We start from the raw sequence: 26,940 nt of genomic DNA on the forward strand, positions 1-26,940 counted from the left end.
CACATCGTCGGGCCATTCTGCCAGCTCGGGGTCAGACCGTGGCCCCGTCGGCCGCGGTACGCGACCCCGGCACCTCCAGGGTGCACTGTTCCGCGGCGGTTTCGGCCGCCCGCGCACGCCTGCGCGCCAAGGGGGCGGCGAGCGCGGTCAGGGCGATGAACGCGCCGATCGCGAGCAGCACGATCGTGGCGCCGGGCGGTACGTCCTGGTAGTACGAGGTGACCGTTCCGGCCAGCGTGACCGTGGTGCCGATGACCACCGCGAGGACGAACGTCACCGCGAAGGAGCGGGAGATCTGCTGGGCCGCCGCCACCGGGACCACCATCAGCGCGCTGACGAGCAGCAGCCCCACCGCCCGCATCGCGACCGTGACGGTGATCGCCGCGGTCACCGCGATCAGCAGGTTCAGGGCCCGCACCGGAAGGCCGGTCACGCGCGCGAACTCCTCGTCCTGGCTCACCGCGAACAGCTGCCGCCGCAGCCCGACCGTGACCAGCACCACGAACGCGGCGAGCACGCAGATCGAGGTGACGTCCGAGTCCGAGACGGTGGAGAGCGAGCCGAAGAGGTACGAGGAGAGGTTGGCGTTGGAGCCGGTGTCCGAGAGGTTGACCAGCAGCACACCGCCCGCCATACCGCCGTAGAAGAGCATGGCGAGCGCGATGTCGCCGCGCGTCTTGCCGTACGCCCGGATGAGCTCCATCGTCACGGCGCCGACGACGGAGACGAGCGTGGCCATCCACACCGGGCTGCTGTTGAGCAGGAAGCCGAGGCCGACGCCGGTCATGGCGACGTGGCCGATGCCGTCGCCCATCAGGGCCTGGCGGCGCTGGACCAGGTAGATGCCGACGGCGGGCGCGGTGATGCCGACCAGGACGGCCGCGATGAGCGCCCGCTGCATGAAGGCGGTCTGGAGGATTTCCATGATCAGGTCAGCAGTCCTGTACGGATCGGCTCGGCGGCCGAGTGGGGGTGGACGTGGTCGTGGCCCGGCAGCGCGTGCTGGCCGGTGGCCTTGGGCGGCGGGCCGTCGTGGGTGACGCAGCCGTCGCGCAGCACCACCGCGCGGTCGATCAAGGGCTCCAGCGGGCCGAGCTCGTGGAGCACGAGCAGCACGGTCGCGCCGCCCGCGACCTGCTCGCGCAGGGTCGCGGCGAGGATCTCCTGGCTGGCCAGGTCGACGCCCGCCATCGGCTCGTCCATGATCAGCAGCTCGGGCTCGGAGGCGAGCGCGCGGGCGATCAGGACGCGCTGGTGCTGGCCGCCGGAGAGGGCGTTCACCGAGTCCTTGGCGCGGTCGGCGAGGCCCACGAGCTCGATGGCCCGGGCCACGGCCGCCCGGTCCGCCTTGGCGAGCAGGCCCAGCTTCGTACGGGAGAGCCGCCCCGAGGCGACGACCTCGCGGACGGTCGCCGGGACCCCGCTGGCGGCGGTGGTGCGCTGGGGCACGTAGCCGACGCGCGCCCAGTCCCGGAAGCGCTTCAGCTCCGTACCGAACAGCTCGATGCTGCCCCCGGTGAGCGGCACCTGGCCGATCGCCGAGCGCACGGCGGTGGACTTGCCGGAGCCGTTGGCGCCGAGCAGGGCGACGACCTCGCCGCGCCGGACGGTGAGGTCGATGCCGCGCAGCACCGGGCGCGAGCCGAGGGTCGCCGTGGCTCCGCGCAGGGATATGACGGGATCGTCGTTGGCCGGATCTATGAGGGGATCCATCGCTCGGGCCTCCAGGGAATCGGAACGGGTCACTTCGCGCCGAGCGCCTTCTGGAGCGCGGCCAGGTTGGACTCCATCACCTTGAGGTAGTCCTCGCCCTTGGACTTCTTGGTGATGCCCTCCAGCGGGTCCAGGACGTCCGTCTTCAGGCCGGTGTCCTTGGCGAGGGTCTTGGCGGTCTTGTCGCTGGCCAGTGTCTCGAAGAAGACCGTGTCGACGTGGTCCTTCTTCGCGATGGACTGGAGCTCCTTGACCCGGGCGGGGCTCGGCTCGGCCTCGGGGTCGATGCCGGCGATGCCCTCCTGGGTCAGGCCGTAGCGCTCGGCGAGGTAGCCGAAGGCGGAGTGGGTGGTGATGAAGGTCTTGGTGGCGGTGTTCTTCAGGCCCGCCGCGAACTTCTCGTTCAGCGTCCCCAGGTCCTTGACCACGGCGTCGGTGTTCTTCTTGTAGTCCGCGGCGTGGTCGGGGTCGGCCTTCTGGAGGGCCTTGCCGACGCCCTGGGCGACCTCGGCGTACTTGACCGGGTCCAGCCAGACGTGCGGGTCGGCGCCGGCCTCGCTCTCGCCGTGGTGCTCCTCGCCCTCGTGGTCGTGGCCGACCTCGGTGCCGTGGTCCTCCAGCTTGGTGAGGCCGGCGGCGTCGACGGTGTGCTTGGCACCGGACTGCGCGATGGCCTTGTCCACGGCGGGCTGGATGCCCTTGAGGTAGACGATCAGGCCGGCCTCGCCGAGGGAGGCGGTCTGCTTGGGGCTGAGCTCCAGGTCGTGCGGCTCTACGCCCGGCTTGGTGAGGTTGCGTACGGAGACGTGGTCGCCGCCTATGCGCTCCGCGAGGTACTGCATCGGGTAGAACGACGCCACCACGTCGAGCTTGCCGTCCTTCGTGGCCGCGGAGGTGGAGGAGCCCGAGCAGGCGCTGAGGCCGAGCACTGCGGCGGCGGAGAGGGCGGCGGCGGGTATGAGGCGTCGTACGTTCATGACAGTCATTTTCAACAAAAGTGGAAACGATTGTCAACAAGGTGTGGTGGGGGCACCTGTCCGGCCGGCGGTCCGAGCCGTCCTCCGAGCGGTGCTCCGGGCGGTGCGGGGATACCGATTTGATCCAGGGGTGGAGGCCGCCGCTAATCTGGGGCATTCGCCGTTCGTCGTCGTCGTAATGAAGAGAGCACCGTGGCCGCCGACAAGATCGACACCATCGTCAACCTGAGCAAGCGCCGTGGCTTCGTCTACCCCTGCAGTGAGATCTACGGTGGTCAGCGCGCCGCCTGGGACTACGGGCCGCTGGGTGTCGAGCTGAAGGAGAACCTCAAGCGCCAGTGGTGGCGTTACATGGTCACCTCGCGCGAGGACGTCGTCGGCATCGACTCGTCGGTGATCCTGGCCACCGAGGTCTGGGAGGCCTCCGGCCACGTCGCCACCTTCACCGACCCGCTCACCGAGTGCACCTCCTGCCACAAGCGGTTCCGCGCGGACCACCTGATCGAGGCGTACGAGGAGAAGCACGGCAAGGAGCCCGCGAACGGCCTCGCCGAGCTCAACTGCCCCAACTGCGGCAACAAGGGCACCTTCACCGAGCCCAAGAACTTCTCGGGTCTGCTCTCCACCCACCTCGGCCCGACCCAGGACAGCGGCTCCGTCGCCTACCTGCGCCCCGAGACCGCGCAGGGCATCTTCACCAACTTCGGCCAGGTCCAGCAGACCTCGCGCAAGAAGCCGCCCTTCGGCATCGCGCAGATGGGCAAGTCCTTCCGCAACGAGATCACGCCCGGCAACTTCATCTTCCGCACCCGCGAGTTCGAGCAGATGGAGATGGAGTTCTTCGTCAAGCCGGGCGAGGACGAGCAGTGGCAGGAGTACTGGATGCAGGAGCGCTGGAACTGGTACACGGGCCTCGGCCTGCGCGAGGAGAACATGCGCTGGTACGAGCACCCGAAGGAGAAGCTCTCCCACTACTCCAAGCGCACCGCCGACATCGAGTACCGCTTCCAGTTCGGCGGCAGCGAGTGGGGCGAGCTTGAGGGTGTCGCCAACCGCACCGACTACGACCTCTCGGCGCACGCCAAGGCGTCCGGCAGCGACCTGTCGTACTTCGACCAGGAGGCCGGTGAGCGCTGGACCCCGTACGTCATCGAGCCCGCCGCCGGTGTCGGCCGCTCCATGCTCGCCTTCCTCCTCGACGCCTACAACGAGGACGAGGCGCCCAACGCCAAGGGCGTCATGGAGAAGCGCGCCGTGATGCGCCTCGACCCGCGCCTGGCGCCGGTCAAGGTCGCGGTCCTGCCGCTGTCGCGCAACCCGCAGCTGTCGCCGAAGGCGAAGGGGCTGGCGGCGGACCTGCGGCAGAACTGGAACATCGAGTTCGACGACGCGGGCGCGATCGGTCGCCGCTACCGTCGCCAGGACGAGATCGGTACGCCGTTCTGTGTCACGGTCGACTTCGACACGCTGGACGACAACGCGGTGACCGTTCGCGAGCGGGACACGATGTCGCAGGAGCGGGTGTCGCTGGACCAGATCCAGTCGTACCTGGGCGCGCGGCTTCTGGGCTGCTAGTTCGTCTGCGGGTGGTGGGTGGCTGGTCGCGCAGTTCCCCGCGCCCCGCGACGGGCTGCTGGTTCGTCTGCGGGTGATCTGTGGTTGCTCGCGCAGTTCCCCGCGCCCCTTAAGGCAAAAGGCCTGGCCCCGTACCGCATGAGGATGCGGTACGGGGCCAGGCCTTTAGGGGCGCGGGGAACTGCGCGACCAGCCCAGCACGGTCCGCAGTCGTAGTCCTACGCGCGCCGCCCCGCAACCACCCCGCACGCCACTGCAAGCGGCAACTCCGCAAGCACGGCGAGCGCGACGGCGGTCGCGAGCTCGGGACCGGCCGCGGCGGTCGTGACGTCGAACCACGCGTCCATCAACAGCAGCGCCCCCGTCGCAGCCGCCGCGGGCGACACCCGCGGGTCCCCGCGCCGCAGCAGCACCCCGGTCCCCACGAGCCCCACGGTGAGCCCCGCGTCGAGGCCGATCCACGCCGCGGGCCAGTTGGAGACCTCGACGGTCTGCGGCAGGGTCTGCGCGAGGACCGCCATCCACGGCACCAGGGCGATCCCCGCCCCCGTCAGCAGCGTCGCGAGGCGCGGCCGGCGGATGCGGATCTGCGGGGCGACGAGGGTCATGGCGGCGGGTCTCCTTCCGGCCGGAGGTGGTTCCCCCGGGCACGGCAACAAGCTTCGCCCGCCGGACGGTTGAGATCAGTAGCGCGACTGTCCGATCCGGGGGTGGTGCCAGCTATACCCCCGGGCGGGCAGTAGCGTGATGGCACCGCTCCGAGCTGGGCGTTTACCGTATGGGCATGGCAACTCCCGGCCCGCTGCGGCGCGCGTTCGACTGGGCCGCCGCGCACGCCCCGTGGTCGGCGTGGGCCTGGCGCAACACCACCTTCGCGGTGGCGGGCATACCGCTCGCGCTGCCCGCCGCCGGCTCCTTCACGTACATGGTCATGGCGCCGGGACACACCCCCAGCGCCCTGCTCTTCGTGCTCGTCCTCAGCCCGCTCCTCACCGCGCTGCAGCGCAGCCGCTTCTGGTCGCTGCTCGGCCTCGACGTGCCCGGCATCACCTGGCGCAGCCGCCGACTGAGCTGGCGCGGCCTTGTCGAGCGGCTGCGGTCGGAGTCGACCTGGCGGCAGTACGGCTACCACCTCCTCGTCGCCCCGCTCGCCGCGACGGCGGCCGTCCTGGTGGTCTGCGCCTGGGTGACGGGCTTCGTGTGCGCCTTCGTGCTGTCCTGGCTGTGGGCGCTGCCGCTGAACGCCCGGCTCCCGCACTGGACCAACGCGTACGTCCTGTTCGCCGTCGGCGGGGGGCTGCTCCTGCTCACCACCCCCTGGTTCGCGGCGGCCGCCGCCCGGCTCGACGGCCACGCGGCCGCCGCCCTGCTCGGCCCCAACCGGGCCAAGGAACTGGAGCGGCGCGTGGAGACGCTGGCCGAGAGCCGTGCCGGGGTCCTGGACGCCGCCGACGCCGAGCGCCGCCGCATCGAGCGCGACCTGCACGACGGCGCCCAGCAGCGCCTGGTCTCCCTCGCCATGAACCTGGGCCTGGCCCGCGCCACCCTCACCGATCTGCCGCCCGAGGCCCGGGCCGTCATCGACGAGGCGCACCGCGAGGCCAAGGAGGCCATCGAGGAGCTCAACAACCTGGTGCGCGGGCTGCACCCGGCCGTCCTCGACGACCGGGGCCTGGACGCCGCCCTGTCTGGCATCGCCGCCCGCGCCCCGCTGCCCGTCGAGCTCACCGTCGACATCGACCGCCGCCCGTCCCCCACGGTCGAGGCCGTCGCCTACTTCGTCGTCTCCGAGGCGCTGGCCAACGTCGCCAAGCACGCCCGGGCGACGCGCTGTTCCGTCCAGGTCGGCCGCCGCGGCGACCTGCTCCGCCTCACCGTCTCCGACAACGGGTCGGGCGGCGCCGACGCCGCCGGCGGCACCGGACTGCGGGGCCTCGCCAAACGCGTAGGGTCCGTGGACGGAACCATCCGGATCAACAGCCCCCTCGGGGGCCCGACCGCCATCACTGTGGAGCTGCCGTGCGGGCTGTGATCGCCGAGGACTCGGTGCTGCTGCGGATAGGACTCGTCAAGGTCCTGGAGATGGCGGGGTTCGACGTCGCCGCCGAGGCGGAGGACGCCGACGGGCTGCTCGCCGCCGTCGAGGAACACCGGCCCGAGCTGGCCCTGGTGGACGTCCGGATGCCGCCCGGCTTCACCGACGAGGGCGTACGAGCCGCCCTGATGATCCGTCAGCAGTGGCCGGACACCGCCGTCCTGCTCCTCTCCCAGTACGTCGAGGAGCGGTACGCGGCCGATCTGCTCACCGCCCGGACCGGCGGCATCGGCTACCTCCTCAAGCAACGGGTCGCCGACGTCGAGGAGTTCATCGACGCCCTCAAGCGGGTGGCGGGCGGCGGCACCGCGCTCGACCCGCAGGTCGTCGCCCAGCTGCTGCTGCGCCGGGGCGGCGGCACCGACCCGCTGGAACGCCTCACCCCGCGCGAACGCGAGGTCCTCGCCCTGATGGCCGAGGGCCGCTCCAACGCGGGCATCGCCGAGCAGCTGGTCGTCAGCGAGAGCGCCGTCGCCAAACACATCAACAACATCTTCGCCAAGCTCGACCTGCCCGTCGCCGACGGCGACCACCGCCGTGTCCTCGCGGTCCTGCGGTTCCTGGACGGCGGCTCATGAGCACGGACACGCAGGTGCGTGCCGCCCCCAGCGGCCCCGGGCCCGGTGGCGAGCGGCCCCGGCACCGGGGGCTGTGGATCCTGGCCGCCGTGCTCAGCGCGCTGTTCGTGGTCGCGCCGCTGGGCATCGAGGTGTACGCGCAGTTCGCCCGCCAGACCCACAGCGAGACCAGCGTCGCGACCAGCGACCGCCACCCGGTCAAGACGATCCAGGTGGACTCGGGCAGCGCCGAGCTGACCGTGCAGCCGGGCGCCGAGGGCGAGGTCCGCATCCAGGAGCGGCTCTCCTGGTCGCTGCGCAAGCCCAAGGTCGCCAAGGAGTGGGACGGCGACACCCTCAAACTGCGGCCCGAGTGCGACGGCACGTTCGCCCTCACCAGCCTCGGCTGCTCCGTCCAGTTGGACCTCACCGTGCCCGCCGGGGTCGCGCTCAAGGTGAACAGCGGCTCCGGCACCGTCCGGGTCAGCGGCCTCACCGGACCGGTCGACGTCGACGGCGGCTCCGGCAGCGTCAAGCTCTACGGCGTACGCGGCCCGATCGACGCCTCCGTCGGCTCCGGCTCCTTCAGTGGCGCCGCGATCGGCTCCACCGAGGCCGAGGTGCACTCCGGCTCCGGCCAGGCCGAGCTGGAGTTCGTCACCCCGCCCCGCCGGGTCACCGCCTCCACCGGCTCGGGCAGCGTCGACCTCCGCGTCCCCGCGGGCTCCCACTACCGGGTCGAGGGCACCAAGGGCTCGGGCACACGCGACATCGAGGACTCCCTGCGCGACCCGGCCTCGGACCGCCTCATCAAGGTGTCCTCCGGCTCGGGCACCGCGACCCTCGACTACACCAGCTGGCGTTAGTCCCGGGCGAGCCGCAGGCCGCCCAGGACCAGGTCGACCACGGCCTCGAACTCCACCAGGATCTCCGGCTTCAGCCACTGCGGCGCGTACGCCGGGTCGTGGAAGCGGCTCGTGGCGTCGAAGACCGCGCGGGCCACCCGCTCGTCCGGCCCCAGGGCCGTGAACTGGCCGCGCTCCACGCCCCAGTGCACTATCTGCTCGATCTGCGCGACCAGTTCGGTGATGTGCTCCTCGACCACCTCGCTGTTCTCCGCGAGCAGCACCTCGTACGTCGCGAACAGCTGGGGGTCGTCGCCCGCCTTGCGGCGCTTGGCCTCGAAGAGCCCCGCCAGCCACGCGCGCAGCGCCGCCTCGGCGTCCTTGGGCTCGTCGTCCGCGATGGAGCTCAGCTCGCGCGTCGTGCGGTCCAGCCAGCGCTTGGTGACGGCCTCCCGCAGCGCCGACTTCGTACGGAAGTGGCGGTACACACTGCCGTGGCTGACGCCGAGCTGGCGGGCGACATCGACGACCGTGGCCTTCGCCGGGCCGTGTCGGCGCAGCACTTCCTCGGTCGCTTCGAGGATGCGCTCGGCGGTCAGTGGTTCCGTACTCATGACCTTGACGTTACCCGCCGTGTCCGACCCGGTGCCCGGCCCTGTGGACAACTCAGTGCTCGCTGTCCAGATGCGCCATCTGCGCCGCCGGGTAGCGCTCGCCCGCGGCCGCGCCCGCCGGGACCGCCGCCTCGATCGCGGCCAGGTCACGGGCGTCCAGCGTGACGTCCAGGGCACCGAGCGCCTCGGCGAGGCGGTCCCGGCGGCGGGCGCCGACCAGCGGCACCACGTCCGCGCCGAACCGCTCCCCCTGCGCGATCACCCAGGCGATCGCGATCTGCGCGACCGAGACGCCCTGGTGTTCGGCGACCTTCCGCAGCGCCTCCACCAGGTCCAGGTTGCGGTCGAGGTTCTCGCCCTGGAAGCGCGGGCTCATCCCGCGGAAGTCGTTGGCCGCCAGCTGCCGGTCGCGGGTGAAGTGGCCGCTGATCAGACCGCGCGAGAGCACGCCGTACGCGGTGATGCCGATGCCCAGCTCCTTCGCGGTCGGCAGGATCTCGTCCTCGATGCCGCGCGAGATCAGCGAGTACTCGATCTGGAGGTCGGAGATCGGGGCGACCGCGGCGGCCCGGCGCAGGGTGTCCGCGCCGACCTCGGACATCCCGATGTGCCGTACGTGACCGGCCTCGACCAGCTCCGCGATGGCGCCGACGGTCTCCTCGACCGGGACGTCCGGGTCGAGCCGGGCGATGCGGTAGACGTCGATGTGGTCGACGCCGAGCCGCTGGAGCGAGTACGCGGCGAAGCTCTTCACCGCCGCCGGGCGGCCGTCGTAGCCGGCCCAGCCGCCGTCCGGGTCGCGCAGGGCGCCGAACTTGACGCTGGTGAGCGCCTTCTCGCGGGCCGCGGCGGGCGCGCCGCGCAGCGCCTCGCCGATCAGCAGCTCGTTGTGGCCCATGCCGTAGAAGTCGCCGGTGTCGAGCAGGGTCACGCCCGCGTCGAGCGCGGCGTGGATGGTGGCGATCGACTCGGCCCGGTCGGCCTCGCCGTACAGCGCGGACATGCCCATGCAGCCGAGGCCGAGAGCGGAGACCTGGGGGCCGGTGGTGCCGAGGGTGCGGGTGCGCATGACTGGTCACTCCTTGAGGGGTGGGGGGGGGTGTGCTACCCACTTTCGCATAACAGATGACAGATTTCAATATCTGTCATCTGTTACTTGTCATCTGTCAGTCGCTACCCCCGCGGTCTGCGCCATCCGCCCTTGTCGTCACCCCACCGTCCTCGGCAGCCGCAGGCTCAGCAGCACCGTGAGGACCACCGCCGCCAGCTGCACCAGCAAGGTCACCACCAGCGCGTCCCGCGTGCCCATCGAGGGCAGCAGAGAGAGGAAGAGGCTGCCGAGGGTGGCGACGCCGAGGGCGAGGGCGGACTGCTGGGTGGTGACCAGGACGCCGCTGCCCACGCCCGCGCGGTCGGTCGGGACGTCGGAGAGCACGATCCGGAACAGCACCGGCAGCTGGAGGCCCTGACCGAGCCCGGCGAGCGCGACGCCCGGCGCCAGCTCGGCTATCCCGAGGCCGGACCAGCCCTTCCAGACGGTGAGCACCAGGACCGTGATGCCGACGCCCTGGATGAGGCCGCCGGTGGTGACGACCCGGCTCCCGTACCGGCCGATCAGCCGCGGCCCGGCGAGCGACGCGGCGAAGAACGCCACCGCCATCGGCACCAGGGCGAGCCCGGCCGACACCGGCCCCATCTGGAGCCCCTGCTGGAGGACGACCGCGATCACGAACATGAAGCCGCTGAAGCCGACCGAGAACGGGACGATCATGACGAGGCCCCGGTGCAGCGAGGGCAGCTTCAGCAGGCTCGGCGGGACCAGCGGCGTACCGCCCCGGCGGTCGGCCCGCTGCTCGGTCCGGAAGAACGCGAAGGCGGCGAACGGGAAGACCGCGAGCGAGACCCAGGTCCACAGCGGCCACCCGGCCGCGCGCCCCTCGGTCAGCGGCAGCAGCAGGCTGATCAGCGAGAGCGCGAGCAGCAGCGTGCCGGGCACGTCCACCGAGGCGGGCCGGTCCGAGCGGGTCTCCGGCACGCTGCGGACCGCGAGCAGCAGCCCGACGACCACCACCGGCACGTTGACCAGGAAGACCGCGCGCCAGCCGCTGCCCGCGATGTCGGCGGCGACCAGCACGCCGCCGAGGATCTGCCCGGCGACCATGGAGAGCCCAGCGGTCGCCCCGTACAGGCTCATCGCGCGGGCCCGGCGCGGGCCGGCCGTGGTGGCCTGGATGGTGGCGAGGACCTGCGGCAGCATCAGCGCGGACGCGGCGCCCTGGGCGACCCGGGCCGCGACGAGCGTCCAGGCGGTCGGCGCCAGGCCGCAGGCCAGCGAGGTCACGCCGAAGGCGGCCATGCCGATCAGGAAGAGCCGGCGCCGCCCGGCGGTGTCGCCGAGCCGGCCGCCGAGGACGAGCAGGACGGCGTACGCGACGCCGTAGCCCGCGACGACCAGTTCCAGCGTGGCCGGGCCCGCCGAGAGGTCCTTCTCCATGGCGGGCAGGGCGACGTTGACGATGAAGAAGTCGATCAGGGGCAGGGCCGCGCCGAGCAGTACGGTGAACAGCCCGAGCGAGCCGATCGCCGTGCCGCCGTGGCGGATGACCGGGACGGCGGCCTCGGCCGTGGAGGTGGATCCGGAAGTACTCACGTCATTGCTCACGCAGAAGACGATCGTCCTTCGCTCAGCCTGGTACCAGAGTCTCTTTATCCTGGTACATGCACTACCTGGCAATGGGGTGGGCGGAGCGGCATCCTGGTTCCATGACCACTGTGGCCCCGGAGTCCGACGTCCGCAGGCACGAGCTGGCGGAGTTCCTGCGCAGCCGCCGCGAGCGCATCACGCCCGAGCAGGTCGGCCTGCCGCACGGCCGCCGCCGGCGCACCCCCGGGCTGCGCCGCGAGGAGGTCGCCCACCTCTCCGCCGTCGGCGTCACCTGGTACACCTGGCTGGAACGGTACACCCCTTGGGATACGTACCGGGTGCCGTTCGCCTAGACAGCCGGAAGCCCCGCCCGGCTGCCTTGAGGGACAGTTCGAGCGGGGCCGTTACGCATGGCTCACTTCCGGCGACGCGGAGCGTCGAGCCTCGGGCACACGCAGTGCACTTCACCGCAGACGTGGTGTGGTCGCTCGCCTGCCCGGAAGGGAGTGTTCACGAGCTGGGCCGTGTACTCCTCGGGCGGCTCGATGTACGGCGAGCTTGTCTTGCACTCGGGGCACGACCAGCGACCGAAGAGCCCTTTCACCGCGTTTCCGCAGTTCGTGCACTGGTGCTCCGTGACCTCGGGTAGCTGCATGCCCCCATCCTCCTACAGTTGCGGACAAGAACAGTGGTACTGCTTGCAGCGCGGGCACACCGGCTGGGGCTGAGGGTTCGGGTTGGGCGTACTCATATAGTTCTGCCCTTCTGTCCGAATGGGAATCGGTGTTGTGCCGTCTGCCCCGAATGGGACGGGGGTTGTGCCCGCCCCTGCCGTGGTCCGAGGAAAAATGGTGGTTCGGCGTTGGCAGGGGCGGAGTCTGAGTTACAACGGGTCCCGGCCGTCAGTCTCGACTCTGACAGCCGGGGCCCATCGCTGGCCCGACAGCCCCGGAAGGAAGAGCACAGGGGCCATAGGGTCGGGCCATACCGCGCCGAGATCGATCAAGAGGCGCGGGGGTTCAGGTGTCAGCGGGTCATGAACGCCATGCCGACATACGCGCCAGCGGTTCCGCTGATCATCATCAGCATGAGTGCACCGCCAGCGGCGAGGCAGAGATCCTTTAAGACGCTCACGGCGTCACCGCCAACCGCACGCGCTCGGCCAGCCGCTCTACCACGTCAGCGGGCAAGTGGCCCACGTACACCACAGCGTCGCCCCGATGGGTAGCCGCGCCTCGGATGCTGTTGATCGTCCGGTCCGGTGCGTCCGCCAGTCTCAGCATTTCGCGGAACGCGTTGGCGGCGTCGTCGGCTGTGGCGTTGCTGTCGCGCCATTCCTGCATGTCCATGGGCATGGGTCAGTTCCCCTTGGTTTCAGTGGTGTTGGCGTGGGGGCGAAGGGTTCGAGAGTCGGCCCACCATTCCCGGCCCCCCTTGAGTGGGCGGAGCACGACGCGCGGCGCCCACGGGAGGTCCATCACGCGTCCTGTGCGGCCCGTGGCCGTGTCGTAGACGGTGGTCCCGACCTTGATCAGGGGCACGGGCTGCCGGGCCGCCTGAGGGGCGCTCACAGCTTCCGCCTGAGTCCGGCCTCAACGGCTCGAAGGTCCACGGTGTCCCGGTGGGCGAATCCGCCGCGCGGACGCCACGCCAGCAGTCCCCAGGGGCCGAACTCCCTTATGCGCGCGACCAGTTCGGCCACGTCGACCTGAGCCGCACGGCTGAGCTCTGGGGCAGGTCCGGCAGTTGGCTGACGTGATCTAGGCATGGGGGTGCCTCTCTCAGCGTGAGATTCGATCGTTCGTAGCTAGCGAACCACCTCGCCACTCAACTTGAGCGACTTGAACGCCAGTCTTCAAGTTGGCTTCCTGGTATGACAGTTGGACTACGGTGCATCGTGGGAGGTTGTGAGCGTGAGTGACGAGTTAGAGCCGCAGGCTATGAATCCGCTTCAAGTCTTCGGCAGGGATCTAGCCAAGCTCCGGGAGGCTCGGGGGATCACCATGAAGGCTCTCGGGCTGGCCGTTGGCTACAGCGAGTCGTACGTGAGCAAGGTGGAAGCCGGGAAGGTCAAGCCAAGTCCACGCTTTGTGGAGGGGTGCGATCGCGTCTTCGGTACGGGTGGCATGATCGGCCGCAGCTTTGAGCGGATGGTGGACGGCGTCTCGCCCTCGTGGTTTGCGCCGTTCCTGACACTCGAACCCCAAGCGGCCAAGATCAGGGGGTACGCGACAACCTTCTTGACGGGGCTAGTGCAGACACCCGCCTATGCCAACGCCGCCTTCCGTGGCGCACATCCTCACGAGGCGCCAGAGCACATCGCGGCGCGGGTCGAGGAGCGCATGAAGCGGCGCAAGATCCTCGAACGACCGTTGCCCCCACTGGTATGGCTAGTCGTCCACGAAGCGGCGCTGCGAATGATCGTGGGCTCATCCACCGTCATGGCGGGCCAACTTGAATACCTCGTGGCGCTAGCTGAGGTCCCACACGTAACGGTGCAGGTGTACCCGTTTCAAGCCGCTGTGCCAGCCTCGGGGCTTCCGTTTACGCTGCTGTCCATGGGCGGGGACACGACCTACCACTACGCGGAGTCGGCCGGGCGTGGCCACATAACCGATGCGGTTGAAGACGTACGCCACTGGACGGCGGTTTTCGAGCGGCTTTGCGCGGAGGCGGAACCCCCCGCTCGATCTGTACGCCTGATTGCCAAGATTATTGAGGAGTACCGCACATGAGCAGCACCCACGGCCCGGGGATGACATGGGTCAAGTCGTCCTACAGCGACGGACAGGGCGGCGACTGCGTCGAATGGTCTCCCGCGTCCGCCACCCTCAACGCCGTGCCGGTCCGCGACAGCAAGCGCCCCAACGGCCCCCAGCTTGCCCCCTCGTCGGCCGCTTGGCAGTCGTTCGTGGACAGCCTCAAGAACTGACCTATCCTCTACCGGCCCCGTTGCTCTCCTTTCTGAGCAGCGGGGCTTCCTTGTACCGGATGCGACTAAAGCCCCCGGCGGCCGACTTGACGAGGGCCAGCAACCGGGGGCGGGTTCAGTGCAACGGTGCGTGGATTGACGCTGGTTTACCCCTCCTTTGGGGCCTCATTCGCCCATCAATAGGCGCCTTTCGCGCGGGTCTAAACCGGGGTTTGGCCAGCAATCACAAGGGTCGGCCACCTAAAAAACGAGCGGACACCCAGGGTGCGTACGGAAAGCTGTTGCCAGGGTCGGGAGCGGATACGGCCAGGAGCTTTCGACCGGCTCACCCCTACCCGATCAGGATTTCCGGCAGCGTCGACACTCCAATAGTCGAGCATCCGATTGCAAGTCACGCTGACAATCATCAGGCAATCGCTCGTTTAGCATGTAGCCACACACGGAACAGGTCGGGCAGCGCACGGGAGTCCACGGGCGATTGTCGCCACTCAGGGCGATGCGCCCGTCTGGTCTCGTCCACGCTGGCCGTGCCCATGTCGGCCATTCGCTTGGCGCGGTATCAATGCTCGGCATGCGATGTGCACGCAGGGCCAGGAGGTGACGGCCGTTGCCTACGTGATGAGGGCTTGCGGCGGCACGTGCCCAGCCTCGCCCGGTCAGGTAGTCGGCGAGATCCGAGGGAACACTCACACGCATGCCAGTCCCTGCCGGGGCCCCGTCGATGGAGACCCCGGCAAGTAGCTCAACTATCAACGCAGTCAGGCGAGTTCAGCCATGTCGATGTCGACGAGCCATGCAGCCTCACGCGCCGACAGTCGGTAGGTCTCGCCCATCTCCAGCACTCGCGCCGGAATACCGTAACGGCTAGTCGGGCCGAAGGTAAGGCGGCCGATCATGCGAACGTTTACGGTCGGCTTGTTCTCAATGGTAGTAGTCATTCGATGAATCTCCTCTATGCGGTAACGGTAATCTTGCAAACGGCGGATACGTTCGGCACGGCGATAGCAGCACGAGCAATCGCGCGCACGGCCATGCCGTCTTTGAGGAAGCCGTACTGATCAGATGTCTGAAACCCGGCATCCTTTCGGAATACGGCGAAAATCTGCTCAGCCTCGTACGTCAGAATCTCGTTCTCAGGCAGGAACGATGACAGCCATACATTGACCCCGAGAATTGCCCGCTTGATGTTCGACGTGGGCGCCCCGGCCGACTCGCTAAGAAGAGGCTTGAGAGATCCGGTAGTCTCACGCAGAGCCATCAGCCCAGCCCAAGTCTTCGGGTGCATTACAACGGCGGTAGCCTCTGCGTGAGCCGCTTCAAGCTTCCCGAAAGCAGCAATGAACGGATCAAGGTCCTTTAGCCCGCCCGTCACGGCGTGCGCCTGGATTCCCGGCGTCTTGGAAATTCCCACGAACCCCTTCCCGGCGCCGGTACCCACTAGGGCTTCACGGTCAAAACCCAGCGCCACAGACCGCATAAGCGACTTTGCCATGGGATTGAGGAAACCTGAGCCCCCATCCTGCACAAGCTCGTTGGCGATCAGGTCGGCGGCCGCAACCTTCTTCGGCGTAACCTTGAGCGGGTCGGCACCGAAACCGCCCGTCGGGAGGTCATCGAGTTCACCGATGAAACCAGCGGAGAAATCCGAGCGCACCACTGGGAACGAATACGTCTCGCTGGCCGTGTTAACCCGCGAAACACCACTTTCCATTACGACAGACTGAGGCGCCAGCAGGTCAACGAACTGTGCGGCCGTCTGCTCGGGCGAGAATGCTTTACCCGTGCCCGTGGTCGTGATGCCCCGGGCCGTTTCCAGCGAGCGTGCCATGAGCTCGCCCGGGGTGGCCTTACGGTCCTCAGCAGCCCCCGAGCCCCGCGTGGTGCCCAGAGTGTCAAGCGGGGAATGTGCCCGCATCGCGGATGCCTCAGTGGCAGCGGCGATCATGTGACGCTTCGCGGACGCGTCGTGTTCGGCTATATCACCAATCAGTTCCTTTTCCCGCTTGCGTTCGCCCGGAGTCAGCGAGCGACTTATGGCGCCATCGGTCAGCGCCTTGAGCTTGCGCGTTGCTTCGTCACGAGCAGCGAAAGCGGTTATTGCTATATCTGCGTGGTTCAAAAAGGACTTCCCGCTCACATGCGAGGGAAACCCCTTATGGCCCCCCGTCAACATAGTGAGAGGAAAGGTCGGAACCCCCCTCGGCGCCGGAAGCAGCGCCCCGTGTCGAGTGCAGATGAAGAAGCCCGATCCTGCTTATCCTTAAGAGTTCTCTATAGAGATGTGTAGAGGTGTTTTCTACCTACACTCCAACACTCAACCATCCTCTAGGCCGCTCCTCTGGCGCCGTCTGACTACCGCTGGCAGGCAGCGTGAAGGACGGTCATCGATCATGGCGACCCTGGCAGGTCTGGCGGGCCGCAGACAGCGGGAAGCGCGCAAGCGAGGGGGTCATAGATTTGTTGTGACCTGTAGATTCCCCCTATACGTATATGGAAAGAACCTACAGGGACACAGAAATCTATGACCACTCACCTGCTAAAGCAGCCTTTCCGCTGTCAGCGCTGCGTCTGGTCGAGAATGCCGGGGCCATACGGCTCGGCTAGGTGCGAGGGCGGATCAGAAAGCAGGTAAATCCCGCTGTACATCCAGCCCTTGCCCTTGCGCTGAACCTCGGTGACGCCGTTCGTCTTGAGATGATTCTTGACATTGCTCGGCGAGAACTTGGCGGACTTGTCGCCGTTATCCTCGCGCCAGTCCCTTAGCTCCCGGTTGAAGTCAGATCGCCTTACCTCGCTGTCTCCGTCGTAGTTGAAGACCTCCCCGATAAGCGGCTTGAGTGGGTCTACCTCGTCCTTGTGGTGCTCGGTCGCTGCAACGACGCTCAGCGGGTCGCGTAGTCCCTCGCTGTAGTAGCGGCGTGCGCCCGCAACAATCCATGCGGCTACGCCTTCCCGTTCCGGTCCCTGAATGGTCGGCTCTAGGTCGGGGTCGCGCCGGTCGGCAAAGGACTGCCCGAAGAGGACTGCCTTTGTGCGCGCCCACAGTGCAGCACCGCCCGAGCCGAATTCGGGTAGGTAGTTGGTTGCGAGGACGATCGTAAATGTGGGGTCGAATGAGAACACCTTGCCGTGAAGGTGCCGGGTGCTGATTCGGTCTCCGCCGGACAGGTTCTTGAGTAGCGCCGTATTCATTGGCACACCCTGGTTGCCTTCCTGTGCGACAACGAGCCGCTTTCCTCGTAGTGCTGCAATCTGCTCGGTGTGGACGGCCTGCCCGCGCATGTTCTCAAAGATGGTGAATGGTACTTCGTGCACTACGTCGTGCCCGAACACCTTTTGCATGGTGCGAATGGTGGTGCCCTTGCCGTTCCGGCCATGTTCGCCGTACCAGACGCCTAGGGCATGGTCACGGACTTCGCCGGTAATCGCCATTCCGAGAAAGGTTTGGTAGTACCGCTGTAGTTCCTCGTCGGCGGGGAAGATTTCTTCTACGAATCGGAGCCAGCGCGGGCATTCGGCGTCGGGTGTGTAATCGACATTGGTGCACTGCGTGAGCATGTCGGCGGGATTGTGAGGCTTGAGTTGACCACTGCGGAGATCAACTGTGCCATTCTGGAACGTTAGTAGATGCTGCTGTGAGTCGAGTTCATCGACGGTCGCGCGGAGTTGGGGTAGGACGGCCATTTCAGCGACCATGGCGCGCCGCTGATGGTTGACGAGCATCTTGTTCGCTGCCGCTGCTGCCCAGCCCATGTCGGCAGAGTTCTCGACACCGCGCCGCATGAGGGCCTTTGCGCCGTCCGTGACAGCCTGCATGGCCGCCCCGTCATCGCCGGTCGCTTCCCAGATACGGCCGTTCCAGCGGTACCAACCGACGTGCTGTACGTGCCGCAATTCGTGCCCGCACTGATCGGCGACGAACCGCGCAAAGTTCACGTGCCGAACCTCGGGGTCAACGCTGAGTAGTTCGCGCTGTCGTACCCAATAGCTGTCGTCGAAGGTCACTTGTCGTTCTCCAGGAATGCGAGTGCGGCGGCGGTGTTACGGGAGTTTCGGTCTCGTCGCGGTGTGCTTTCGGGGGCGTCGGCCGTTCGGTGCGGGTCGGGAAATATCAGTTGGTCGGCGGCCAGCGCCCCGACCCCGTAGTAGTTCAACAGCTCTATTTGTTCCTCAACCCACACAATGAGTGCATCTACGCGGGCGCGCTGCTTTTCTGCTTCGGTCATTTCTCGGGTTCCTCTCAGGGGGGATCCTTGCTGCTTCCTCCTCCCAAGTACGTGGAAAGGTCGAAACCCGTTGAAATAATGAGGGCATGAAAAAACCCTGCTCCCGCCGGTCAGGGCAGAAACAGGGCTCTTCTCGTGCGGGGCTATGCAGCGGTCTCGAAGTCGTCACTCTCGGCAGGCCGGTTGGTCTTGTGCCACGTGATGGAGATCCGCCCGCCAGGATGGTTCGCCGGATACACGACGATGCGGCACCCCGCGTTGGCGAGCATCACGCGCCGTTCGTCGTCCGTGGCGCTGTCCCATGCCTCCCACATCTGCGTATCCGTCTTGACCCACGTCTCGGTCACCTTGGGATCGTGCTCGGCGCTCAGACGGGCGTACGTGGCCTCTACCTCGTTAAGTTTGGCCGCGAGGGTTTCCACGGCGGGGCCGTTCACCTTCGCCAGTGCTTCCGTGACGCGCTTACGGGCCTCGGCCAAGTCGGCGAGCTCTCCGCTGTTGTCAACGCCTCCCGAGTACGTCACTTGGTACAAGGGCTGGTCCCCGCGCTCTTCCCGAAATCGCTCGTAAACGAGGGGTTCAACCCGATCGGCCATGATCGATCCGTGGCCGCACGCCCCCTTATAGAGGGGTCGCTTCCGGGAGGAGAGCCCGCCGTTGTACTTAGTGCCGCAGTAGCACCCGACGAACCCGGCCAACCATGGCGCGTCACTGCGTTCGGCGCGCTCCCCGGCCTCAAGCTCCTTCAACCGGTCCTTCACTCGCTGGGCCTTTGTCGCGTCGATGACCTCCGGGCCGAACTGGACAGGTGTGACGCCGTCTGCTTCGGTGACCAGCTCCCCGTTGTGGTTCCGCCAGCCACGCAGGACCACACTGCGAAGGAGCTTCCGCCACTGGTAACGGCCGATCGGCAGAGGCTTGGACGTGGCGGCCAACGTGCCACCCTTCCCACCAGCGAGAAGCGCGTCTATCTGCTTGCGGCACAGCTCAAACGCCTCGGGATCCTCAGCCAAGTACGCCTTACCATCGCGCCGTTCGAGCCTGTAGGGCCAAGGGGCCTTACCCGAGATCCACCGGCCCTGTGTCCGGCGTTCCTCGTGAGCGGACTCGGACCGGTCCGTTATTATGCCCAGTTCCCATTCGGCGACGGCCGCGATGATCGTGGCGATCAGCCGTCCTGTGCCGCTCTTGTCGGTGGAGTCCAACAGGTTGTCGGACGTGACCAGCCGGACACTGTTGCCGTCTGCCCAGTCCATCAGTTTCTGGAACTCCCGGACACTGCGGGCGAATCGGTCCATTTTCCACGCGATGACGACCTTCGGCCGGTCCGCCATGATCCGGGCCATGCCCTTTTTTCGCGATTCCAGCTTGGACCCGCCACTCACCCCATCGTCGACGTAGGCGTTGGCGGAAGCGTGAGCGATCGTTTCCTCGTCGAAGCCCAGAGCTTCAGCTTTGAGGCGGCAGGCGCGTAGCTGGACGTCGAACGAGGAAGACTCGTCAGAGGCGCGGGACAGTCGGAGGCTGAACGCCAGCTCAGCGCGGACGGGGGCGATCTTGGCGGGCGCGGGACGGGTGCGGAACGTGGTCGGGTTGTCCATGCTCGCTTGGGTGGGAAGGTCGACACGCACGGCGCAGCTCCAGGGAACGGCCTAGGACGGCCTGTATCCCAAGGGGTGTCCCGTTCGTTGGAGTAGGGCACCCCACCGGATACATGGTGTCCTAGGCGGTGATCAGTTCCCTGGAGCAGGCCCGGGAGATCCAGGTCTCCGCACAGGTCCTGGACGCGCTGGCGCACGCCCTGCTGATGGACCGCAGCGAGCGCACCCACCTCTTCGCCCTCGCGGGTGCGAGCGACCCGAACCCCGACGCGCCCTGCCCGACGGTGACGCCGTCGATGCGCGCGATGCTGGACCAGCTGGAGCCGCTGCCCGCCTGCATCCAGAACAGCCGGTACGACATCCTGGCGTACAACCGCACGTACGCCAGGCTGCTCTGCGACCTGGACGCGCTGCCGCCCGAGGACCGCAACTGCATGTGGCTGGCCTTCACCAACGACGACTGGCGCGCGGCGGTCGCCGACCTGCCGGACGTCAACCGGATGATGGCCGCCAAGTTCCGCGCCTCCATGGCCGAGCACCTGGCCGAGCCCGCCTGGAAGACGCTCCTGAACCGGCTGGAGAACGGCTCGCCCGAGTTCCGCGAGATCTGGGCCCGCCACGAGGTGGTCGACCAGAGCGGCCGCGAGAAGTACATCCGCAACGCCCATGTGGGCCTGCTGCACCTGGAGCACACCAACCTGTGGCTGGGCCCGTCCTCGGGCCCGCGCCTGGTGACGTACGTCCCGCTGGACGCCGCATCGAGGGCGGGGCTTGAGCGGCTGCTGGAGATGTCCGTCCCGGAGGGCGCACCGGCGTAGGGGATCCACGCGCGCGTGGGGCCGCGACCGCGCCCACGCGCGCGTAGACGCGGTCGCCGTTACGAGACCCCCGCCCCCGCCCCCACCCCCACCACTTCCGTCTCCGCTTCCCACCGCTCGGCCGTCCGTCGCGCCGACTCACGGGCCCGGCGGCCGCTCGTGGCCGCTCCCATGACGAGGACGGCCAGGCCGCAGCCGGTGATGATCCACCAGGCCGGGCGGGCCGCGTCCGGGAAGGCGTCGGCGTAGCCGCCCGTGGCCGCGCCGGACAGGCCGCCCGCGAGGACCGCGCCGATCACGGCGACGCCCAGCGTCTGGCCCGTCTGGCGGCTGGTGGAGGCCACCGCCGCCGCGACGCCCGCCTGGGCGCGGGGCATTCCGGAGACCGCCGTGTTGGTGATGGGGGAGTTGACCATGCCGAAGCCGAGGCCGAACAGGACGTACCCGGTGAAGAGCAGCGGCGTCGACGACTCGCCCCGGAACGCCGCGAACACCAGCCCGCTCGCGGCCATCGCCACGCCCGCGATCAGCAGCGACGGCCGTGGCCCCCGGCTCGCGACCAGGCGTCCCGACAGCGGTGCCACGACCAGGGTGACGGCCGCCATCGGCACCATGTAGAGCCCGGCGTGCAGGGCGTCCAGGCCGCGTACGTTCTGCAGGTAGAGCGTGTTGACGAAGAGGAAGCCGCCGAGCGCGGCGAACGCCGAGACCGCGATCACCGTCGCCCCGCTGAACGGCACGCTGCGGAAGAACCGCAGGTCGATCAGCGGTTCGCGGCGCCTGGGCTCGTAGAGCAGGAGGCCGGTGAGGGCCGCGGCCGTGAGCGCGCAGAAGAACAGGATCCGCGCCGACGTCCAGCCCGCGCTCGGCGCCTCGATGATCGCGTACGTCAGGGAGCCGAGCAGCGCCACGACCAGGAGCTGGCCCACGGGGTCGGGGCGGCGCGGCTTCGGCGCGCGGGACTCGGGCACGTACCGCCAGGTCAGCAGGAGCGCGGCCAGGCCCACCGGCAGGTTGATCCAGAAGATCGAGCGCCAGCCGACCGAGTCGACCAGGAGGCCGCCGACGATCGGGCCCGCCGCCATGGAGATCCCGACGACGCCGCTCCACACGCCGATGGCGCGGGCGCGTTCGCGCGGGTCCGTGAAGGTGTTGGTGATGATCGACATCGCCACCGGGTTGAGCATCGAGCCGCCGACCGCCTGGACCGTGCGGAAGGCGACCAGGGAGGAGAGGTTCGGGGCGAGCGAGCAGAGCAGCGAGCCGAGGGTGAAGACGATCAGGCCCGCCATGAAGACCCGGCGGCGGCCGATCCGGTCGGCCGTCGAGCCGGAGAGCATCAGCAGGGAGGCGAGGACGAGCGTGTACGCGTCGATCGTCCACTGCATCCCGGAGACCGTGGTGTGCAGTTCGCGCTGCATGGTCGGCAGCGCCACGTTCAGGATCGTGTTGTCGAGGCCGACGATCAGCAGACTCATGCAGCAGATCGCCAGCACGAGTATGCGGCGCCGGGGGCTGAGGTCGGACATGCGTGGATAGTACGCCTAACTAACGACCTGGTCCATGTAGTACGGCTAACTAATGACCGTCGCGATGCGAGACAATGGCGGAATGACCACGCTCAACATCGGCCCGCATGCCGTGCAGCCTCCGGTGGTGCTGGCGCCCATGGCCGGCATCACCAATGCCCCGTTCCGTACCCTGTGCCGCGAGTTCAGCGGGGGCAAGGGGCTGTTCGTGAGCGAGATGATCACGACGCGGGCGCTGGTCGAGCGCAACGAGAAGACCATGCAGCTGATCCACTTCGACGAGACGGAGACGCCCCGCTCGATCCAGCTGTACGGCGTCGACCCGGTCACCGTCGGCAAGGCGGTCCGGATGATCGTCGACGAGGACCTGGCCGACCACATCGACCTGAACTTCGGCTGCCCGGTCCCCAAGGTGACGCGGAAGGGCGGGGGATCGGCCCTGCCCTACAAGCGGCCGCTGCTGCGCGCCATCCTCAACGAGGCGGTCTCCAACGCGGGAGACCTGCCGGTCACCATGAAGATGCGCAAGGGCATCGACGACGACCACATCACGTATCTGGACGCCGGGCGCATCGCCGTCGAGGAGGGCGTCACCGCGATAGCGCTGCACGGCCGCACCGCCGCCCAGCACTACGGCGGCACCGCCGACTGGGACGCCATCGCGCGTCTGAAGGAGCACGTCCCGGAGATCCCGGTGCTCGGCAACGGCGACATCTGGTCCGCCGAGGACGCGCTGCGGATGATGAAGGAGACCGGCTGCGACGGCGTGGTCGTGGGCCGCGGCTGCCTCGGCCGCCCCTGGCTCTTCGGCGACCTGGTGGCCGCGTTCGAGGGTACGGACTCCTATGCGCGCCCCACCCTGCGCACCGTCGCGGACGTGATGGTGCGGCACGCGACGCTGCTCGGCGAGTGGATCGGCGACGAGTCGCGCGGTGTGATCGACTTCCGCAAGCACGTGGCCTGGTACCTCAAGGGGTTCGCGGTCGGCTCGGAGATGCGCAAGCGGCTGGCGATCACCTCGTCCCTGGACGAGCTGAGCGCTCAGTTGAGCGAGCTCGACCTGGACCAGGCGTGGCCGGACGGCGCGGACGGCCCGCGCGGGCGCACCTCGGGCAACAACCGGGTGGTCCTGCCGGACGGCTGGCTCAAGGACCCGTACGACTGCTCGGGCGTCAGCGCGGACGCCGAGCTGGACACCTCCGGCGGGTAAAACCGTATCAACTGGTCGGAAACGGCGGAACCGGGACGCGGTTCCGCCGTCTCGCGTTGGCGTGATCCAGGGTCGGATCGTGGAATTCCGGCCCGTCCGGCGGCGTGATTCTCGCCACCCCTGATAGGGGTTGCGCTCAGATGAGCGGTTTCAAGGCGACTGCATCTCTAGAATGGGTGGCACTGAGTGCCACCCATTCTATGTTCAAGAAGTGAACTCACTTGCACAGATGCACGCTCGGATGAGCGAAAAATCGGGGTTTCTGGTCAATCCGAGTTCAGGAAGTGAACACATCAAGATCGCCCCGGTTACACCCTGGTTACTTTCGATCTGCTGGCGGACGAGTGGTTAAGGCCCCATGACGCGCAAGTGGACGTACCCAGACACCTTCGATCTGGGTATGTTCCTCGCCGTCAGGGCAGCCACCGAGTCGTCGAGGAGTCGAGACCCGTGTCGGAAGACAAAGACCTCCAGCACAGCCAGAAGTTCGTCTACGACTTCACCGAAGGGAACAGGGACCTCAAGGACCTGCTCGGTGGAAAGGGCGCGAACCTCGCCGAGATGACCAACCTCGGCCTGCCGGTTCCTCCCGGCTTCACCATCACCACCGAGGCGTGCAAGGTCTACCTCGACAGCGGCGAGGGGCCGGCCGCGCTGCGCGACGAGGTCAGCGCACACCTCGACGCCCTTGAGCAGACGATGGGCAAGAAGCTCGGCCAGGCCGACGACCCGCTGCTCGTCTCCGTGCGCTCGGGCGCCAAGTTCTCCATGCCCGGCATGATGGACACCGTCCTCAACATCGGGCTCTCGGACGCCTCGGTGACCGGTCTGGCCAAGCAGTCCGGCGACGAGCGCTTCGCCTGGGACTCCTACCGCCGCCTCATCCAGATGTTCGGCAAGACCGTGCTCGGCGTGGACGGCGAGCTCTTCGAGAACGCCCTCGACGAGGCCAAGGCCGCCAAGAAGGTCACCGTCGACACCGACCTCGACGCCGCCGACCTGAAGAAGCTGGTCAAGCACTTCAAGAAGGTCGTCAAGACCGAGGTCGGACGCGACTTCCCGCAGGACCCGCGCGAGCAGATGGACCTCGCGGTCAAGGCGGTCTTCGAGTCGTGGAACGGCGACCGCGCCAAGCTCTACCGCCGCCAGGAGCGCATCCCCGGCGACCTGGGCACCGCCGTCAACATCTGCTCGATGGTGTTCGGCAACCTGGGCCCCGACTCGGGCACCGGCGTCGCCTTCACCCGCGACCCCGCCTCCGGCCACCAGGGCGTCTACGGCGACTACCTGCAGAACGCCCAGGGCGAGGACGTCGTCGCGGGCATCCGCAACACCGTGCCGCTGGCCGAGCTGGAGTCGATCGACAAGAAGTCGTACGACCAGCTCATGCAGATCATGGAGACCCTTGAGACCCACTACAAGGACCTCTGCGACATCGAGTTCACCATCGAGCGCGGCCAGCTCTGGATGCTCCAGACCCGGGTCGGCAAGCGCACCGCCGGCGCCGCCTTCCGGATCGCGACCCAGCTGGTGGACCAGGGCCTGATCGACGAGGCCGAGGCGCTCCAGCGCGTCAACGGCGCCCAGCTGGCCCAGCTGATGTTCCCGCGCTTCGACGACCAGGCCAAGGTCGAGCAGCTCGGCCGCGGCATCGCCGCGTCCCCGGGCGCCGCGGTCGGCAAGGCGGTCTTCGACTCGTACACCGCGATCAAGTGGTCCCGCTCGGGCGAGAAGGTCATCCTGATCCGCCGCGAGACCAACCCGGACGACCTGGACGGCATGATCGCCGCCGAGGGCATCCTGACCTCGCGCGGCGGCAAGACCTCGCACGCCGCGGTCGTGGCGCGCGGCATGGGCAAGACCTGTGTGTGCGGCGCCGAGGAGCTCGAAGTCGACACCAAGCGGCGCCGGATGACGGCCCCGGGCGGGATCGTCATCGAGGAGGGCGACGTCGTCTCCATCGACGGCTCCACCGGCAAGGTGTACCTCGGTGAGGTCCCGGTCGTGCCGTCGCCGGTCGTCGAGTACTTCGAGGGCCGGATGCACGCGGGCGCCGACGACGCCGACGAGCTGGTCGCGGCCGTGCACTGGATCATGGCGTACGCGGACCGGGTACGCCGGCTGCGCGTACGGGCCAACGCCGACAACGCCGAAGACGCCCTGCGGGCGCGGCGGTTCGGTGCCCAGGGCATCGGCCTGTGCCGCACCGAGCACATGTTCCTCGGCGAGCGCCGCGAGATGGTCGAGCGCCTCATTCTCGCCGACACCGACGAGGAGCGCGAGACGGCACTCAGCGCCTTGCTGCTGCTCCAGAAGAAGGACTTCGTCGAGCTCTTCGAGGCGATGGACGGCCTGCCGGTGACGGTACGGCTGCTCGACCCGCCGCTGCACGAGTTCCTGCCCGACATCACCGAGCTGTCGGTCCGCGTCGCGCTCGCCGAGTCCCGCAAGGACGCCAACGAGAACGACCTGCGCCTGCTCCAGGCCGTGCACAAGCTGCACGAGCAGAACCCGATGCTGGGTCTGCGCGGCGTACGCCTCGGCCTGGTCATCCCGGGTCTGTTCGCCATGCAGGTGCGGGCCATCGCGGAGGCCGCGGCCGAGCGCCGCAACGCCAAGGGCGACCCGCGTGCGGAGATCATGATTCCGCTGGTCGGCACGGTCCAGGAGCTGGAGATCGTCCGCGAGGAGGCCGACCAGGTCATCGCCGAGGTCGAGGCGGCCACCGGCACCGACCTCAAGCTCACCATCGGCACGATGATCGAGCTCCCGCGCGCCGCCCTGACGGCGGGCCAGATCGCCGAGGCGGCCCAGTTCTTCAGCTTCGGCACCAACGACCTGACGCAGACGGTCTGGGGCTTCTCGGGGGACGACGTGGAGGCGAGCTTCTTCACCGCGTACCTGGAGAAGGGCATCTTCGGGTCTCGCCGTTCGAGACCATCGACAAGGACGGCGTCGGCTCGCTGGTGCGCTCCGCCGTCCAGGTCGGCCGGGCCACCCGCCCGGACCTCAAGCTCGGCGTCTGCGGCGAGCACGGCGGCGACCCGGAGTCGGTGCACTTCTTCCACGAGGTGGGCCTGGACTACGTCTCCTGCTCCCCGTTCCGCATCCCGGTGGCGCGCCTGGAGGCGGGCCGCGCGGCGGCCGAGTCGAAGGGCAGCGACTCGCGATAAGACCCCGGAGCCGCCACCGGGTCCCCGACCCTCAACACCGATCCGGTGGCGGCTCCGGATCCACAGAAGGAGCGGCACCCTGTGGGGGTGCCGCCCTTCCGCGTGTCCGCGTGCCCTTCGTCCCTTGTTAGGGCCGCGCGCAGATGTTTTCTGGGTGTGCGTCCGCTTAATTCCTGTTGAAGTGCGGACATTTAACGGCGCCTTGGCTAAATGCAGAGTGCGGTTCACGGATCCCCATCCGCGAACCGCACTCTGTCATCCCCGCCGGGCACGGAGCCGCCACCTTGCCGACCGCCGCCAGACGAAGCAAAGCCCCCACGGTCCTCACAACGTCTTTCCGGTTGGCCCGGTGTCGTGCCCGACGTCGTACAGCTTTTCGGTATGCGCGGGCTGCTCGCGATGCCTTTCACGCGTGGCTGAAAGGCCGGTGG

At 68.2% G+C, this 26,940-nt stretch carries 22 protein-coding genes and 2 pseudogenes; 10 read left to right on the top strand and 14 right to left on the bottom strand.

Translation table 11 applies throughout. The features are described 5' to 3' along the window. Positions 1–31: 31 nt before the first annotated feature. Genes QIY60_RS19220 through QIY60_RS19230 form a run of 3 tightly spaced genes read right to left on the bottom strand, consistent with a single transcriptional unit; the run spans position 32 to position 2,690 of the window. Positions 32–925 carry a metal ABC transporter permease gene (locus QIY60_RS19220; RefSeq protein WP_283143567.1) on the bottom strand — a complete coding sequence of 298 codons (894 nt, stop codon included), beginning with the start codon at positions 923–925 and terminating at the stop codon, positions 32–34. Between the two features lie 2 nt (positions 926–927). Beyond that, positions 928–1,713 (bottom strand): metal ABC transporter ATP-binding protein, encoded by a 786-nt coding sequence (locus QIY60_RS19225; protein WP_283143568.1) that lies wholly within the window; start codon positions 1,711–1,713, stop codon positions 928–930. Positions 1,714–1,742: 29 nt separating this feature from the next. Continuing rightward, entirely contained in the window at positions 1,743–2,690 is a 948-nt protein-coding gene (locus tag QIY60_RS19230) for a metal ABC transporter substrate-binding protein (RefSeq protein WP_283143569.1), read from the bottom strand. Positions 2,691–2,882: 192 nt separating this feature from the next. Here QIY60_RS19230 and QIY60_RS19235 point away from each other — a divergent pair, with 192 nt between their 5' ends. Continuing rightward, on the top strand, positions 2,883–4,265 hold the full coding sequence (locus tag QIY60_RS19235; RefSeq protein WP_283143570.1) for a glycine--tRNA ligase: 1,383 nt from the start codon (positions 2,883–2,885) through the stop codon (positions 4,263–4,265). Between the two features lie 218 nt (positions 4,266–4,483). On the opposite strand, the gene QIY60_RS19240 is transcribed toward QIY60_RS19235, so the two are convergent. After that, positions 4,484–4,873, bottom strand: coding sequence for a hypothetical protein (locus QIY60_RS19240; RefSeq protein ID WP_283143571.1), 390 nt, complete (start codon positions 4,871–4,873; stop codon positions 4,484–4,486). A 176-nt stretch (positions 4,874–5,049) separates the two neighbouring features. On the opposite strand from QIY60_RS19240, the gene QIY60_RS19245 reads away from it, so the two are divergent. From QIY60_RS19245 to QIY60_RS19255, 3 genes are read left to right on the top strand one after another with little or no spacing between them, the layout of a single operon-like run. Further along, the gene (locus QIY60_RS19245) at positions 5,050–6,297 is read left to right on the top strand and encodes a sensor histidine kinase (protein ID WP_283143572.1); all 1,248 of its coding nucleotides are present in this window, start codon (positions 5,050–5,052) and stop codon (positions 6,295–6,297) included. Beyond that, on the top strand, positions 6,285–6,938 hold the full coding sequence (locus QIY60_RS19250) for a response regulator transcription factor (RefSeq protein ID WP_283143573.1): 654 nt from the start codon (positions 6,285–6,287) through the stop codon (positions 6,936–6,938). The genes QIY60_RS19245 and QIY60_RS19250 overlap by 13 nt, the downstream gene beginning before the upstream one ends. Then, positions 6,935–7,783: a DUF4097 family beta strand repeat-containing protein gene (locus QIY60_RS19255; protein WP_283143574.1), complete on the top strand. Its 849-nt coding sequence runs from the start codon at positions 6,935–6,937 to the stop codon at positions 7,781–7,783. Before QIY60_RS19250 ends, QIY60_RS19255 begins: the two co-directional genes overlap by 4 nt. Here QIY60_RS19255 and QIY60_RS19260 read toward each other — a convergent pair. From QIY60_RS19260 to QIY60_RS19270, 3 genes are all read right to left on the bottom strand, one after another. Further along, the gene (locus QIY60_RS19260; protein WP_283143575.1) at positions 7,780–8,376 is read right to left on the bottom strand and encodes a TetR family transcriptional regulator; all 597 of its coding nucleotides are present in this window, start codon (positions 8,374–8,376) and stop codon (positions 7,780–7,782) included. The genes QIY60_RS19255 and QIY60_RS19260 overlap by 4 nt on opposite strands. A 52-nt stretch (positions 8,377–8,428) precedes the next feature. Then, positions 8,429–9,445, bottom strand: a complete 1,017-nt coding sequence (locus QIY60_RS19265; RefSeq protein ID WP_283143576.1) for an aldo/keto reductase — start codon at positions 9,443–9,445, stop codon at positions 8,429–8,431. 138 nt (positions 9,446–9,583) lie between these two features. Then, entirely contained in the window at positions 9,584–10,978 is a 1,395-nt protein-coding gene (locus tag QIY60_RS19270; protein WP_283146004.1) for an MFS transporter, read from the bottom strand. Positions 10,979–11,109: 131 nt separating this feature from the next. On the opposite strand from QIY60_RS19270, the pseudogene QIY60_RS19275 reads away from it, so the two are divergent. After that, a pseudogene (locus tag QIY60_RS19275) lies at positions 11,110–11,334 on the top strand (XRE family transcriptional regulator); the annotation flags it as partial. Positions 11,335–12,150: 816 nt separating this feature from the next. On the opposite strand, the gene QIY60_RS19280 reads toward QIY60_RS19275, so the two are convergent. Then, positions 12,151–12,375 (bottom strand): hypothetical protein, encoded by a 225-nt coding sequence (locus QIY60_RS19280; protein WP_283143577.1) that lies wholly within the window; start codon positions 12,373–12,375, stop codon positions 12,151–12,153. 558 nt (positions 12,376–12,933) lie between these two features. Between QIY60_RS19280 and QIY60_RS19285 the strand changes: the two genes are divergently transcribed. Further along, entirely contained in the window at positions 12,934–13,755 is an 822-nt protein-coding gene (locus tag QIY60_RS19285) for a helix-turn-helix transcriptional regulator (RefSeq protein ID WP_283143578.1), read from the top strand. After that, positions 13,752–13,952, top strand: a complete 201-nt coding sequence (locus QIY60_RS19290; RefSeq protein ID WP_283143579.1) for a DUF397 domain-containing protein — start codon at positions 13,752–13,754, stop codon at positions 13,950–13,952. The genes QIY60_RS19285 and QIY60_RS19290 overlap by 4 nt, the downstream gene beginning before the upstream one ends. Before the next feature lie 758 nt (positions 13,953–14,710). Here QIY60_RS19290 and QIY60_RS19295 read toward each other — a convergent pair. The 5 genes from QIY60_RS19295 to QIY60_RS19315 form a co-directional block, all read right to left on the bottom strand. Then, positions 14,711–14,890: a hypothetical protein gene (locus tag QIY60_RS19295; protein WP_283143580.1), complete on the bottom strand. Its 180-nt coding sequence runs from the start codon at positions 14,888–14,890 to the stop codon at positions 14,711–14,713. A gap of 14 nt (positions 14,891–14,904) precedes the next feature. Then, positions 14,905–16,089: a phage major capsid protein gene (locus QIY60_RS19300; RefSeq protein WP_283143581.1), complete on the bottom strand. Its 1,185-nt coding sequence runs from the start codon at positions 16,087–16,089 to the stop codon at positions 14,905–14,907. 419 nt (positions 16,090–16,508) lie between these two features. Further along, complete coding sequence (locus tag QIY60_RS19305) at positions 16,509–17,957, bottom strand: phage/plasmid primase, P4 family (RefSeq protein WP_283143582.1); 1,449 nt, start codon at positions 17,955–17,957, stop codon at positions 16,509–16,511. Next, entirely contained in the window at positions 17,954–18,178 is a 225-nt protein-coding gene (locus QIY60_RS19310; RefSeq protein ID WP_283143583.1) for a hypothetical protein, read from the bottom strand. Before QIY60_RS19310 ends, QIY60_RS19305 begins: the two co-directional genes overlap by 4 nt. A gap of 143 nt (positions 18,179–18,321) precedes the next feature. Then, entirely contained in the window at positions 18,322–19,779 is a 1,458-nt protein-coding gene (locus tag QIY60_RS19315) for a recombinase family protein (RefSeq protein WP_283143584.1), read from the bottom strand. Between the two features lie 128 nt (positions 19,780–19,907). Here QIY60_RS19315 and QIY60_RS19320 point away from each other — a divergent pair, with 128 nt between their 5' ends. Further along, positions 19,908–20,597 carry an XRE family transcriptional regulator gene (locus tag QIY60_RS19320; RefSeq protein WP_283143585.1) on the top strand — a complete coding sequence of 230 codons (690 nt, stop codon included), beginning with the start codon at positions 19,908–19,910 and terminating at the stop codon, positions 20,595–20,597. A 59-nt stretch (positions 20,598–20,656) separates the two neighbouring features. On the opposite strand, the gene QIY60_RS19325 is transcribed toward QIY60_RS19320, so the two are convergent. Next, positions 20,657–22,126 carry an MFS transporter gene (locus QIY60_RS19325; RefSeq protein ID WP_283143586.1) on the bottom strand — a complete coding sequence of 490 codons (1,470 nt, stop codon included), beginning with the start codon at positions 22,124–22,126 and terminating at the stop codon, positions 20,657–20,659. Between the two features lie 64 nt (positions 22,127–22,190). Here QIY60_RS19325 and dusB point away from each other — a divergent pair, with 64 nt between their 5' ends. Both dusB and ppdK read left to right on the top strand, forming a co-directional pair. Beyond that, positions 22,191–23,336: a tRNA dihydrouridine synthase DusB gene (gene dusB / locus QIY60_RS19330; RefSeq protein WP_101388214.1), complete on the top strand. Its 1,146-nt coding sequence runs from the start codon at positions 22,191–22,193 to the stop codon at positions 23,334–23,336. Between the two features lie 450 nt (positions 23,337–23,786). Continuing rightward, positions 23,787–26,509 (top strand): annotated as a pseudogene (gene ppdK / locus QIY60_RS19335) (pyruvate, phosphate dikinase). Positions 26,510–26,940: the final 431 nt, after the last annotated feature.

The sequence above is a fragment of the Streptomyces sp. BPTC-684 genome, assembly GCF_030028635.1.
GTDB classification, from domain to species: domain Bacteria; phylum Actinomycetota; class Actinomycetes; order Streptomycetales; family Streptomycetaceae; genus Streptomyces; species Streptomyces noboritoensis.